We start from the raw sequence: 13,135 nt of genomic DNA on the forward strand, positions 1-13,135 counted from the left end.
CGAGATTGCCGTCCTGCCACCAAACCGCTGACTGGTGCTGGTTTGCCGGCTGTCATGGACATGCCGTGCGGGATTGAAACTCGCCGAGTTTCTGCACGCGAAATTCCTCCAGACATGGATTGCACTGAGCGAGCTGATGTGCGTCGAGCTCGCGGCCACGCCACTCGGGCGGCAGATCGATCGAGAGAAACACAACGCGAGCGCCCCGCGCGCACAGGGCAGCGGCGATGTGCAGCGGAAACGTACCGATCGCGATGTCGCCCGGGTTGACCTCGGCCGGATCGAGGTGTTCGACCTGACGATCGAATGCCAACTTCTGTTGCCTGAACCAGTCGCGTGCGCCGGGGTGGCGTGAGACCAGCAGGGTCTGCGAAGTTTGGCGAGGCGTCATCTGTTCCGTCGAAGGCCAGTCCGCGCCGGCGAAGTCATGGACCATCTGGGTGATGCGATCGGTCAATGCTCTGGCGTCCAGGGGTTGCCTTCGAAAACCACCGTGTTCGATATCGTTGCGAAGATCGGCGATCGTCCGGGCGGCATTGCCGGAGACAGAAAATTTCTGTTCAGCCTGCCTGCGAGCGCGTTCGCTGAAGCCGGGATGATTGACTTCCGCGCCGTTGCGGTCTGCTGCATGCAGGTTGACCATCGCTTCGCGCACCGTCACGGCCGCTTCCGGATAACGCTCCAGTTGCAGGTAATGCCGGGCCAATGCCTGCAGCGCTGCATGGCCCTCGTCGCTGTAGAGTCGGTCGGCTGTCAGTGGCTCAATGACGGCTTGCAGTTCATCGAGCACCAAGGCCATCGGCGGCAGCCGGTGGATGATCTCGGTGCGCGTGGCCGTGATGGCCTGCAGGAGCCGCCTGGCGCTGCCAACGGCGCCGGCCTTCTTGCGCGGGTTCTGCTGATAGCCGGTGACCAGGCCAGCGATTCGCACTGTGCTCAGATCGGTGGCAAAATCGGCCATGGCCTCGACCAGGCGATGCCAGGTTGGGAACTCGCTTCCGTCCAGACGGGCTTGCGTCGCCTGCCGCTGCCGGATACGTCGGCTGAGCGCCAGGACGGGACCGGCCATGCCGGTTTGCAGGAAAAGTCTCAGCGCCTGCGCCCATTCGGTCAATTCAACGAACAGGTTCAGGCTCCAGATCCGCGAAACGCCCTGGTCGCCTCGATACTCGGCATAGACCACCTGCAGTCGGTCGGGCTGGCGGCCAATGGCCTGAAGCAGTCCGATCACGGCACCGGCGAAAAACGGCTGGGCTCGAAAGCCATGGGTGATATCAAGCAGTACTTCAGTCTCGTCAGTGTTGTCCCCCTTTTTGCCTACCAGCCCGATCAAAGCATTGAACTGGTCCCACAATCCGCTTTCCCGGCGGCCCGTGCGAATGTCGCAGAATTCAGGTGCCGGCACGCCGGCATCGCTTAGCGCCTGGCGCAAGAGATGCTCATTCCGGGCCCGCGCCTCGGAAGTTGCCAGCACGTGAATGTGACCTGGCTGCCACAAATGCGCCAGGGCGGCACAGACAAACGGCGTGGATTCCGCCTGCCCCAGGCCGGGCCATTCGTAGAGCGCGGGCTGGTAGTCGCCGGTACCGAGAAACGTGATGAGCTTGCGGCTGCCCCGGGCGCTCATTCTGAGTCGTCGTACATGGCGCGTACTCTTCTGGCAGATTTGGACGGTGGGGCATCCCACCAGCCCTGCTCTTCCCACCGGGATTGGATGTCGTCCAGGGCACGCTGTTTGAGCACCTCGTCTTCGATGTCCCGCCATGCTTCGGCGAGTGCCTTGCCCCGAAGTGCCTCATCGGCACTCGACCGGTTTTTTTCGACCAGCTTCCCGATCATTTCATCGACCCAGTTGCAGCGCAGTACCGCGGCGTGTTCGTGTCGGCGTTGCTTTGCAACCTGCTGGTCGTCAAGACGCTGCATCGCGCCATAGCCCACAGCAGTCTTGGCGCCAAAGCCGAGCCATTCGAAGGCGTGTTCGAACGCGGCTTCGAGCAGACTCTGCCAATGGTCGCTCAGGTCCAGGTTTTCATGCTGAAGCAGGGCCGGGTTGCAGCCGACCAGGAAGGAAAAGGCCGTGCCCGGCGGGACGGTGAGGAATTGGATCGGGGTGGGCATGCCGGAGTCGTGCGGCGCTGCCTTGCCCTGGTAATACTCGCCCTGGTGCGGGGTCATGATCTCGACCATCAGCTTGTCCGCGCGAATTTGCGGGATGACATCGTGAAAGATCAGCGCGCCGCGCCGCGCGGCATGGGCATCCTCGGCACCGAACAGCGCGGTGATGGCATCGATCGTCCAGCCGTGGCTGTCGCCCCACAGGCCGGCGGCCAGTTCGCGCGCTGACTGGCGCAGCACCCCCTTGACGCCGCTGCCGGGGAGATAGGGCAGGCCGTAGGGATGCAGGAAGGCAAACCCGTTTTCCAGCGGATGCTCGTTGCCGAGACCGGTGGCGAACGGTGCGGTCGAGACCGCATCGAAGCTGGCCAGACCCTCCCGCTGCAGCGGGCCATCGCGCAGGGCCGCCTGGCGCGCACCGAGCGCGCCCATCAGGGCTTGATCGGCCGCGTTGAGCGGGCAAGCCAGCTTCCAGGCCTGCGTGTTGTCGTTTTCAGTGTCGGAAAAATTCGGCTCCCAGACCGGTAACAGCAAGCTGAAGCGCAGCGCGGGCGAGGCGAGCGCATGGTCGTGTTTTTTCAGGTAGGCGGGAATGGCGGCAATCGACATCAGGTACCCCACGTGTTACATTGTCTTACGCTCGGAATGGAGGCTGAACAGATGTCAACAACCCTGACCATTCGTCTCGACAAGGAGCTGGACGAAACCCTCAGCCAACTGGCCGCCGAGCAGAAACGCAGCAAGAGTGATCTGGTGCGCGAGATGCTGCGGCGGCAAGCCGCTGTTGCAGATCTGCATCTGCTGCGCGAAGAACTTGTGCCGCAGGCCGAACGGGCCGGATACCTGAGTGAAGATGATTTCTTTCGCGACGTTTCGTGAGGGTCTTTATTGACAGCAATATCTGGATCAGCGCATTCGCATCGCGCGGATTCTGTGCCGACCTGCTGGAATGGCTGTTGAAGAAAGGCAGTCCTCACAGCCTGTGGATCAGCCGCGAGGTGATTGAGGAAGTCACGCGCGTGCTTGAGCAGCAGTTCAGTCTCAGCGACGCGGGTCGGCAACGGCTCGATCGACTGCTGGCGGTGCCGAATCGAAGCTGCGGCGGTGAATGGATTGCACCGCCGGATTTTCCGGATCCTGACGACATCGCCATTGTGGCCGCGGCCCTGGCGGCGCGGGCCGGTCTGTTCATCACCGGCGATCAGGCGCTGTTGAACCTTGAAACCATTGATGGCATGCATTTTGTCTCGTCCAGGGAAGGCTACCGGCAGCTGCGTGGCCTCTAGTGACGAAATTTTCCCATCCATCATTACTGCTCCACGGCTGGGGCCAGTTGCCGCAGCCATTTCAGCCAGGCCAGGGCCTCGGTGGTGATCGCCTGAAACTGGCGGGCGTCTTCCATCGCGGCCAGATGGGTCATGAAGGCTGAAAAGTCCTTCGGCGTGTCCATCCGCTGATGCAGCCATTCGAGCAGATGATTGGCCAGGGTGACATGTCGCCCGCCCTTGCCGTGCAGGAAGGCCATGACCTGCATCAGACCGGAGTTCATGATCAGCGCCGGCAGGCCCTTGGCGTCGTTGACGTAATCCTTGGGGTGCCGCGCCACGCCCTCGCTGGCCTTGCTCCAGGCATGCGCGGCGCGCTGCTGTTCGAGCGTCAGTCTCGATGTCGATGGACTGGACATGGCTTACCCCCTCACCACGTTGGTGAGCACCAGGCCGCGCCCCGTTGTCGCATCACCGCCGACCTGAAACACGGCGCCATGGAGCAGATTGGCCATCTTGTCCATGACAAAGGCGGCCGGATCCGGTTCGCCTTTCCCGGTGCGGGTCTGGCTGGCCGTCAGCGGGGCCAGCAGCAGCGCTTCGGGCGGCAGGTTTTCGGTGTAGAACAGCCCCGTTTTCGCGGCCGCGCCGGTTTTTTCATCGATCCGCACATGCGGCTCGACCAACGTGGCGTGGTCGCAGAACCAGGCGAAATCGGTGTCGTTCAATACCACCAGGTCGCGCGCCAGCTTGTCGGCAAAGAACCGGTATTCCGGCTTGTCCGGCAGCGCCAGGGTAGCGAGCGAACGGCCGACATCGGACAGCTCGCTTCGCGTCTCAGCAGTGTATTCATAAGCCTCCAGCGCCAGTTTGCCGTCGCTGGTCAGCTGCTCGTTGAACACCAGGGCCTGCCCTTCGGCCACTTCGGGCACCTGCCAATCGACTGCATGGCCGGCATGCTTGAGCATCCGGGCCGTGCGGGCCAGCGTCTGCGGGCTGGTGGCGTAGACAAAGCTCTCGCGCAGACAGCGGACGGGGAAAGCGACTAACTGCGCATCGCCGAAGCTGACCGCGCCGGCGTGCAGCTCGCCGCTGTTGCTGGCGGGGCCAAGCAGCGGGTCGATCAGGTCATCCGCACCGCCCAGCGATTTCCAGCCGTGGCGCACCGCGCCCTTGAGGCCGGAGCCGGCAAGGCTGGGGTGGCCGGTATGGCGCTCGCGCTGAATCGGGTTGTCGATCACTCCGCTGGCTGTCCCGGCACCCATGTGGACCGGACTCAGCGCGTAGAAAAAAACAGCAGCCTGTTGCTCGAACATGTTGGCAATCCTTCAGTAGTGCGCAAAGACGAAACGATTGAAACCTTCGGCGCGACGGACAGCATTGTCGCCCGTTGCGGGCCAGAGACCGGAAACGGCAAGCTTGCCGAGCGCCTCGGGGGTGGCTTCGAGATCCTCGAGCCAGTACACGCTGCCCGCGGGCACCGCACGCTGGGCCGGCTTGGGTTGACGGTGGGCGAGATCCCATCCCGACACCACGCCAGCACGCGGCACGGCGGCGCAACTCACACGGGCGCGGACGCCGTGGAGTTCGAAGCGGTATTCACCGTCGTCGCTCGTCATGCCAGGCGGCAGCCAGCCATCGGGAAAGAGCCCCGGAGCGGTCAACACCAGCCGGCAGCGGCCATTTTGCGCAATCTCGACAAGGTTCGGCGCGCCGGACTTGTGGCCAATGCGCTGCCAGCCCGCCGCGCGGCCGTCGCCGCCGAAGCGCAGCGTGCCCGAATCGGGCAAACCGTCGACACCGTGTGCGGCAACGACGAAACCCACGCCGTCTCCAAATGCAACGGTTTCGGTCGTAAACAGCGCGCCGTCGCGTGCCCTTCCATAGGTGCCATCCAGCGCCACGCCGACGCGCGGGTCAATCTTCCAGAGTTCTTCTGAACGGACCAGCGTCTCCGGCGCCGGCACGATCCCGGTCAGGTAATCGGCGAAGCCGGCCTGAATCAGCCAAAGGCCCTTGGCCGGCTTGGCCTGCGCGTCACTAGACAGCACGGCCAGCTGTGCCAGCGGTGATGAGGATTCGATTCCGGCTGCGAGATTCTTCGGAGTCAGCCGACGGAGCTCGAACCGGTGATTGTCGCGGTGGTGTTCCCGGTGATCGACAACATCGAGATCAGCCGGTATCGGGTGCAGTGTCTCGACGCGGCCATTGCGCCGGCGCGCCAATTGAAAGCCGAGCACGGCAAACTCGCCCGGCTTGTCCCTGGTGCCGATGGTCGGGTGATAGTGACCGGCTTCGCCGCGGGCGAACGCAGTCAGGTCGATCCCGTCATGGACCAGCAGCGCCGAGCGCAGCGCCCCGGCGGCCAGCGACGGCCAGGGCGGGATCAGGGATTGGCCATAACTGCCGGCCTCGCCGAACAGCTTGTTGCCGCGCAGGATCAGCACATCGAGCGGTTCGATGAAGAAGCGGTCGGTCATGCGTGCTTCCTCCCTTCGCCTGTTTCCGTGTCGGGCTGAGCCGGCGCACGCGTTTCGCGGGCCAGGAACTCGGCCGTCGACAGGAAATTCTCCAGCCAGCCGGGCACGGTTTCGGGCTTTTCGGCCTGATTCATCGCCACTTCAACCAAGTTGGCCGCAAGGCCGGGCAGATCGGTGTAGTCGTTCAGCGTCTTTTTCTGTGTCTGCCGCGCAAGCTGCCAGTACAGCATCCGGCCAAGCATCTCGCGCGCCGAGTCTTCGACCGGCGGCGGCAGGTCGCGCAGCCAGACCAGCGTGTTGTAGACTGCCCGGCGCGACACACCGGGTTCGGCCAGAAACTCCCGTAGCCGGATGAGCAGCGCCAGCGCCTGGCCGAATTTCGCGGTCAGGCGCAGTGCGCCGCCGGAGCGCTTGACGACGGCCAGGCTGAAGGCATCGCGGCCGCCCTCGGTCTTGGCGCGCTTTTCGGCTGCGCGCAGCTCGCGCAGCACCGCACCGAGCGGCGCCTTGTGGTGGGCTACGACAACCCCGCAGGAGGCGCTGGCCTGATCCCCCATGGTGCGCAACAGCTGCTTGCGGTGCAAGACGAAACCGTTGCCCTGGCGCTGGAACCCTTCGTTGCTGGCCGGGCCGGCTCGCGACGAATCGGTGCCCGAAAACGCCGCGCGCAGCCCGCCGATCGCCGGCAACAGCTCGTAGAGCGGTAGCATGGCCATCAGGTCATCACCACCGGCATAGAGGATCCGGCCGTAGTGGCGCTCGACCACCGCCGGCGCCAGCCGGATCGCGAAATTGTTCAGCGCATCGGAGATCGCCATATGGCGGGCCGGATTCGGGGCGCGTGCCTCGCCGGCGTAGTCGACGAATTTCGGGTCTTCTTTGAAATGCTCGAGCGCGGCGCGGATCTGCGGGTGGAAGCTGCTGCGGTGCGCGAGCGTCTTCTTCGGGGTCGCCGACATCCACTGCCCCATCTGGTCGCCGTCCATCAGCAGCAGCGCGTAGTAGGCCTCGGGCTTGTGGCCGAGCAGTTTTTCCAGCTCCTGTTCGGCGCGGGCGCGTTCGTCGTCGCGCTCTTGCTCGTCGAGCTGCTCCAGCCAGCCGGGCAGCCGGAACAGCGCATCGGCGTCTGGTCGATTACGCAGTTTCGAAGCCAACTCGGCCGGCAGCGCGGTGCGCGGTGCGTCGGACAGCTTGTTCCGGATCGATTCCGGGACTGTGCTGCCGCGTTCGATCAACCCGACCATCGAGGTCGCCAGCGCCATCGTATGGGTGCTGACGACGAAACGATCAACGTCGAGGCCGAGTTCCTTGTCGAGTTCATCGACGAACAAGGATGGCCACATCCGCTTGAGCAGGCCTTGCGCGTCCAGGTGTTCTCCGGCCTTGAGCCAGGCCGGTCGCGCCGTGGCGACGCGCGCCCAGATCGTGTCATTTCGTTGTCCCGGGGGGAGTGCGAGTTGGTCTCGGTCGGCAGTCAACCACTCGCGCTCACCGGTCAGTGAATCGCGGTAGCCGTGCTGGGTCGATTGACCAAACGGCCGGGTGCTCTTGGCCGCGGCGAGCACGCGGTCGAGCAGCTCGTGCAGCGCCGGATACAGCGTGCCGGGGTTGGGCGTCCAGAACCAGCCTTTCTCCAGTTCGACGCCGCCGGTTCCGGAGAGGATTCTCCAAGCCTGGGTACCCAGGTATCCCGGCGGATTGGACTCGAAAAATGGCTGCATGGCCGCACGTAGCCGATCGTCTGAGCCAGCCACCTTGCCACCGGCATCCTGTCCGACCAGCGACCACGGCACCATGGCCCAGTGCACTTCTGGAAAACCCTTTAGCTGCTCGCGGATCTGCGCGTAGGCCGGCATTGTCGGATCATCGGGCTCGCCAGCCTCAGCCAGCAGCTTGCGCCAGGCATCTTCGGCCTTTTCAAGAGCGAATGTGCGCACCCTTCCGGTGATGCGCTCGGCCAGCTCGCGCGCCCGATTGGCCGGCACCAGCGCAGTGAAGCGATTCGGTAGCGCGGCGGCGAACAGCGGGTTGCTGTCGGTCTCCTTGCGATGCCAGTCGGCAGTGCTGAACAAGGACTCGTCGAGGCCGCAGGTGCGCTTCAGCCACCAGTCGACCTGGGGGATGCCACGCAGACGCGGGAACAGAATGGCTTCCGGGCCAAGCTCGTCGCAAATCACGCGCATGGCCTCCCAACTGAAACGCGCGAGCAGGTGCGAGCCGGCCCAGAGATCGGAGGTTGAGCGTGCGGCAGCAATGAAATCCTGCACGGGGCCGAGGCTGATCGTCAGCAGAGCCGGACCATCGTCCGGGTCGATCGAAAACGCGCCGGCCAGAGCAGAGACCAAATCCAGATGGTCGAAGATGGTGTGGTCGGGCACGCGCGAATCGGCTGGCAGTAGCGGCCAGAGGCTGCGGATCTCGGGCGCGTCAATATCCGGTCCAAAGCGCCAGAACGCCAGCGCGGTGCGCTTTGGGTCGTCGGGGTGAATCAGCCCGCGCAGGTGATCCAGCGCCATCGCCGCGGCCTGGTCCGGTTCGACTTCGGATAGCTTGCGAAGATCGTATTCGGCACCCGAGAGCGGGTTGATGATTACCGGACATTCATGAAAGCGCACCTGCTGCCACTTTGGATAACGGCCGTCTTCATTGCGATTCGGGAACGCGGCGCGATCCATCGCCGAGGCCCAGTGGTCGGCAGTCTTGACCGCCTTTCGCCCGGCCGGATCGAGCCGATCCAGCCCGAGTTGCTCACGCAGGGCACGAGTGGTGCCGCCCTCGTGGCCCTCGGCCGTGCGCATCAGAATCAGCGGCTTTTCGATCGGGTCGTGCAGCCGGGCGTCGAGCTTGATGCGCCAGAATCTGTCCTTTTCGGTCATGAAACACTCCAGCGGCGATCCAGGCGACATGGCACGACCCGACTGGATGCATTAACATACACATCAGGAGGTGTATCGCCATGAGAACCAATATCGTTCTGGATGACGAACTGATCGGCGAAGCCATGCGCTTGTCGGGTGCCAGGACCAAACGAGAAGCCGTTGATCGCGCATTGCGCGAGCTGGTGGCGCGCGGCAAGCAGGTTGCCGTGCTGGATCTGGCCGGCCAGGACCTCATCGACCCCGACTATGACGTGCGGGCAGTGCGGGTGCGCATGAATCGTGACGCTGGTTGACACTTCGGTCTGGATCGATTTCCTGCGCGGCCTGCGCACGCCCGAGGTCGACAGTCTGCGTCGGCTGTTGCGGCAAGGCGAAGTCGCGCTGGCCGCGGTGATCGTGCAGGAGCTGCTGCAGGGCGCGCGCTCGGAGGCAGCACTTGCGAAATTGCGGCAGCGCCTGCTCGAACTACCGCTGCTGACCACGGACATTTCGACATATGTCGCCGCTGGCGAACTGTATGCACGATGCCGCTGGCAGGGCATCACGCCCCGCAGCCCGCACGATTGTCTGATCGCTTCGCTGGCGGTGGCGCACGAGGTTTCGCTCCTTGCCAAGGATCGGGATTTTGCGGCCATCAGCCGGGTTTTGCCCGCGCTAAGACTGGTCCGCGCCGATACTTGATTCACCCGTGCTTTCATGCCGCGCTCCTTTCCAGATCGCTGTGTTGATCCAGCGTCCGGGTTACGGCCTGCCAGGCCGCGGCCAGTTGTGTATCCGAAATCGTCACGGATCGCACCTGGCCGGTGACGCGCCACGGCATCGCGAAAATCCGCAAGCGCAGCTTTCCATCCGCCTCGAGCACCGGCCGCCAGCGCAACGGGTTGGCGAGACGATCGCCGCCCTTGGCGCTGCCGAGCACGGCCCGCAGGTCGGCACCGGACAAAGACTTGAGCGATTCGCGGACCTCCTTGCGCCGGAGGTCGACAAAACGCATCAGTTTCGACCAGTCTTCAAAGTCTTGTCGGCTGTTCCAGAGCATGAGCCCTCCGGCGTCCGAGGCAAACGAAGCGGGCCATTTGCCTGCAAGGCAGTCTTGAAGCGGTCGGGCAAAGCGACCCAGTTCAGCCGGATCCAGCGAATCGACATCATCGATGTGCAGCGCGCCCCAGCCGCCGCGCGATCGTGAACCGAGCTGGCCGAAGTTGCTCATCAACTGCATCACGCGTCGCATTCGGCCGTCCTCGGGCTCTGGCCAGGCCATTCTGACGATTCGCTGCCCCTCTGCTGCATCGGGCTTGATCCCTGAGCGCAGCGGCGCTTTGGTCTTCGCGTCAAGCAGCCCGAACCAGGCGGGCTGATTGCGCGCTTCGGTTTCGAGTCGAATGCGCACCAGGCTCTTGCGGGCACTAATCTTCTCGCGCCGGCCGTTGGTCTCGCTGAAGTCGTCATCAAGCCAGGCATGCCCGAACAGCAGGCCCTCTTCGTGGCGCATGGCCTCAAGGCTGAAGTCGCTGGCATGGTCGGCGAAATAGGCCACCCGCCACCACTCGCGCAGCAAGTGCTTGAAAGGCGGTGTGCGCCAGCGGGCGCTCTGCTCGGCGTCGCCGAGGAAGGCAGGGGTCAGAAAGCGCACCCGATAGCTACGCTGGATCATCTTCGGTACGGCCGAATTGGCAACTGGTGATTCGTTCATGCAGTGAATCCTCGCCGATAGCGCTGCGCAGGGTGAAAATGGCAAGCTTGCGAAATGTGCCGGAACGGCGGCAATCCAGAATCTGGATGGTGGTTTGGGTTGATTCTTGCGCTGTCCCCGGTCTCGCCGTGCACCATGTCCTCCCGATATCAAGTATTCACCAACTGGCTGTTGTTACGCAAGTTCGTCGGCTCAGGTCAGTTCCTGGATCAGCGTTTCGAGAAACCTGTTCAGTGCGGTTTCCGAGGCCAACAGCTGTTGCGCGACAGCGCTGACGGGCCGGGCGCCGTGGGCCATGGCATTGCGGACAAAGCGCAGTGTTTCCAGGTCGCGAGGCAGTTTGCCTTCCCGCAGACGCTCTTGCAGCCGCTCGCGTGCCTGTTCACGGACGTCGGCGTTTTCGGCGTCTCCCAGATTGTCTTCGCGAACTATGCGGTTGATCACAGCCTCGTAGAGCAGGGCGGCCGCTCTTGGATAGTCTCGACGCGAGAGTGCACTGCTCGCAGCGGTCAGCTGTCGCCTGTCGTGGGTCGCTTCGGTCGTCCATGCCAATCGCTCGAGCAATGGCTGGCGCAACAGGTTGTGCGGGAAAGGCAGATCGCTGCTTGCCAGAAAACGGTAGAAACGCTGCAGGCTCTTGCGGGCCTGGGGTATGCGCAGTGTGCGCTCATGGAAGGCGGCTTCTTGAAGCTCGCCGAGCCGGAGTTCCGGCGGCAGGCACGGCGACAGCACTTCCAGCAGCGGTTCATAGTCTCCGCTGGCGTCAAAGCTTGCCAGGGCACGCACACTCCGGGCGATCTGGGCCAGACTGTCGAGCCGACAGACCCGTGCCGTACTCTGGCCGGGTTCAAGCAGCCCGTAATAAATCCCGTCAATGCTGGCCTGGCTGACCCCTTCGAGGTACTGCGCGCCAGCCAAAAGCAGCATCGGCATGTGCCGAAAACCGTGCGTGCAGTCCAGTGTGATTTCGTCGCCAGTATTGATCAGCTCGGCGAGTCGACCGAAGATGGTCATCTGTGCGCTGGTGTCCAGCCCGCGAGGTGCAATGGACAGATGGACCTCGCAGCCCAGTTGGTCGGCCAGCGCCGGCTCGAGTGAATGCAGGAGTGCTTCGGGAACGGGTTGGTCTGCATCCACCAGCCGCATCAGCTCCAGCCGCCGCTCCTCGGCCTGGTCAGCGATATCCAGATCGCCCTCGAATAAATGGTCCCACATGCTGGTCGCGGTGCCAAGAATGAGCAGGCGATCCGGCTTCAGCCGCCGGGCCAGCGGCCAGCCCAGGAAGGCAGCTTCCGCTCGTGTGCCGTCGTCAAACTGATATTCAACGGTCCGGTAGCTGCCCGAACCGGGACGCTGCACTCTGCCGAGCAACGAAATCAGCACTTTCATTATTCTTGCCTCGGGTCCTGCAGTTGCGCGAACTCAATCTGGTCCGGCGTGAGGGCCAACGTGAATGGTTGATTTCTGCGACCGTTCTCCTGCTCGATTCGGTAGTGTCGCGCCAAATCGCGACCAAGCCTTTTGTCGAGGGCCGAATTCAGCCGGCTTTTGGTCTGGTCGAACCAGGACTCATCAATGCTGCTGCGGCTGCGCCAGGCTTGTTCCAGTCCTTCGCTGCTGCCTGAATGTTCGCCGGTTACACGGCTGCGCCAGTGGAGTATCTCGCCGGCGTGGTCAGATATGTTGGATCGCCGAACGCCACCGCGAGCTCGCCGCATGCGGTCGGCCATCCAGGCCAGAAGGGCAAGTTGCGCCCCCGGCAGCCGGAAATGCTGCCCTGAGCAGCTGGCCCGGCGCTGTTCAATATCGATGATCAGCCGGGGCGGGTCGAGACTGCGCTGGGCCAGTGCAATGGCTTCGCTGTAGCTGGTCTCGGGGGCCAGGAGCTCTGGAGGCAGCGACCGACGCAGGCGCACGATGGGAATTGGCGCAAGTGTGATTCGGGCCGCATCGGTGCGCACCCGGCGAACTCGACCGTTTTCCGTGACACGCAGCATTTCGGGTTCCTGTGGCGGGAAATAAAAATCCGGGTGACCTTCAAACGGCGGGTTGACCAGCACGTGCGTGACCTCGTCGCGTGGGCGTGCGAACAGGCTCATGGCGTGGCCTAGATAAAAACCCATGGTCTTGCGGCCACCAGCGATGGATGCGTGCAAAGGGCCAGCGGCATCGCCGGTCAGTTGGCGCACTGTCCGAGCGATGAGATCGGCGGCCGCCTCATTGTCCGCTCGAGAGCGGATGTCTTGCAGTGGTTGGCCATCCCGACTGCGTATGACGCAAATATCCCGAACTTCGAGTGGATCGTGTTCACCACTGATCCCGAACCCATCGAGCAATCGCGCCAGATGACAGGGGCCAGCGGGATCGAGCAGTTCATTGCGGATCAGCTCCTCGCCGGGCCCGGTCGTGATCACGACAATACGGCGCGGTGCCAGCTCTGGCCCGTCGCGACTGATCAGCGCGAACAGGGTTTCGGTAATGATCTGCGGGGAGAGCCCGCAAACACACAGCAGCGTTCTTGAATGCCTCGCTGGAGAAGTCGCTCGATACGCTGGTGTGTCCTGGTGAAGCGTCGACGCCACGATTATTGCCCGAGAGTGCCTTGGTCCAGAGCATAAGGCATTTGTGCAAGTCTCCGAGGTTTTGCAAGCTTGCCGTATCGAGATTTCGGGTTATCTACGCATGGCTCATCTTCGCCGCAGG

The 13,135-nt window shown here is 63.6% G+C and carries 13 protein-coding genes; 4 read left to right on the plus strand and 9 right to left on the minus strand.

Annotation, left to right across the window (positions count from 1 at the left end; genetic code table 11):
* Positions 1-52: 52 nt before the first annotated feature.
* Positions 53-1,627: a CRISPR-associated protein Csx16 gene (csx16, locus tag HND55_02805; protein QKK01677.1), complete on the minus strand. Its 1,575-nt coding sequence runs from the start codon at positions 1,625-1,627 to the stop codon at positions 53-55.
* Positions 1,624-2,724: a type III-B CRISPR module RAMP protein Cmr6 gene (gene cmr6, locus HND55_02810; protein QKK01678.1), complete on the minus strand. Its 1,101-nt coding sequence runs from the start codon at positions 2,722-2,724 to the stop codon at positions 1,624-1,626. Before cmr6 ends, csx16 begins: the two co-directional genes overlap by 4 nt.
* A 51-nt stretch (positions 2,725-2,775) precedes the next feature.
* Between cmr6 and HND55_02815 the strand changes: the two genes are divergently transcribed.
* On the plus strand, positions 2,776-2,994 hold the full coding sequence (locus HND55_02815) for a CopG family transcriptional regulator (GenBank protein QKK01679.1): 219 nt from the start codon (positions 2,776-2,778) through the stop codon (positions 2,992-2,994).
* Positions 2,991-3,401: a putative toxin-antitoxin system toxin component, PIN family gene (locus tag HND55_02820; GenBank protein QKK01680.1), complete on the plus strand. Its 411-nt coding sequence runs from the start codon at positions 2,991-2,993 to the stop codon at positions 3,399-3,401. Before HND55_02815 ends, HND55_02820 begins: the two co-directional genes overlap by 4 nt.
* 23 nt (positions 3,402-3,424) lie before the next feature.
* Here the strand turns inward: HND55_02820 and cmr5 are convergent, their stop codons facing one another.
* Genes cmr5 through cas10 form a run of 4 tightly spaced genes read right to left on the minus strand, consistent with a single transcriptional unit; the run spans position 3,425 to position 8,736 of the window.
* Complete coding sequence (cmr5, locus tag HND55_02825; GenBank protein ID QKK01681.1) at positions 3,425-3,799, minus strand: type III-B CRISPR module-associated protein Cmr5; 375 nt, start codon at positions 3,797-3,799, stop codon at positions 3,425-3,427.
* 3 nt (positions 3,800-3,802) lie between these two features.
* Positions 3,803-4,696 carry a type III-B CRISPR module RAMP protein Cmr4 gene (gene cmr4 / locus HND55_02830; protein QKK01682.1) on the minus strand — a complete coding sequence of 298 codons (894 nt, stop codon included), beginning with the start codon at positions 4,694-4,696 and terminating at the stop codon, positions 3,803-3,805.
* Positions 4,697-4,708: 12 nt separating this feature from the next.
* Positions 4,709-5,860, minus strand: a complete 1,152-nt coding sequence (gene cmr3, locus HND55_02835) for a type III-B CRISPR module-associated protein Cmr3 (protein ID QKK01683.1) — start codon at positions 5,858-5,860, stop codon at positions 4,709-4,711.
* Positions 5,857-8,736, minus strand: coding sequence for a type III-B CRISPR-associated protein Cas10/Cmr2 (cas10, locus tag HND55_02840; protein ID QKK01684.1), 2,880 nt, complete (start codon positions 8,734-8,736; stop codon positions 5,857-5,859). Before cas10 ends, cmr3 begins: the two co-directional genes overlap by 4 nt.
* Positions 8,737-8,816: 80 nt before the next feature.
* Between cas10 and HND55_02845 the strand changes: the two genes are divergently transcribed.
* Positions 8,817-9,032 carry a type II toxin-antitoxin system VapB family antitoxin gene (locus HND55_02845; protein QKK01685.1) on the plus strand — a complete coding sequence of 72 codons (216 nt, stop codon included), beginning with the start codon at positions 8,817-8,819 and terminating at the stop codon, positions 9,030-9,032.
* Positions 9,019-9,420 (plus strand): PIN domain-containing protein, encoded by a 402-nt coding sequence (locus tag HND55_02850; GenBank protein ID QKK01686.1) that lies wholly within the window; start codon positions 9,019-9,021, stop codon positions 9,418-9,420. Before HND55_02845 ends, HND55_02850 begins: the two co-directional genes overlap by 14 nt.
* 13 nt (positions 9,421-9,433) lie before the next feature.
* Here the strand turns inward: HND55_02850 and HND55_02855 are convergent, their stop codons facing one another.
* The 3 genes from HND55_02855 to HND55_02865 form a co-directional block, all read right to left on the minus strand.
* Positions 9,434-10,432: a hypothetical protein gene (locus tag HND55_02855; protein ID QKK01687.1), complete on the minus strand. Its 999-nt coding sequence runs from the start codon at positions 10,430-10,432 to the stop codon at positions 9,434-9,436.
* A gap of 192 nt (positions 10,433-10,624) precedes the next feature.
* Entirely contained in the window at positions 10,625-11,821 is a 1,197-nt protein-coding gene (locus tag HND55_02860) for a TIGR02221 family CRISPR-associated protein (protein ID QKK01688.1), read from the minus strand.
* The gene (locus tag HND55_02865) at positions 11,821-13,014 is read right to left on the minus strand and encodes a TIGR02584 family CRISPR-associated protein (protein ID QKK01689.1); all 1,194 of its coding nucleotides are present in this window, start codon (positions 13,012-13,014) and stop codon (positions 11,821-11,823) included. The genes HND55_02860 and HND55_02865 overlap by 1 nt, the downstream gene beginning before the upstream one ends.
* Positions 13,015-13,135 lie beyond the last annotated feature (121 nt).

This window comes from Pseudomonadota bacterium (assembly GCA_013285445.1).
Lineage (GTDB): Bacteria > Pseudomonadota > Gammaproteobacteria > Xanthomonadales > Wenzhouxiangellaceae > Wenzhouxiangella.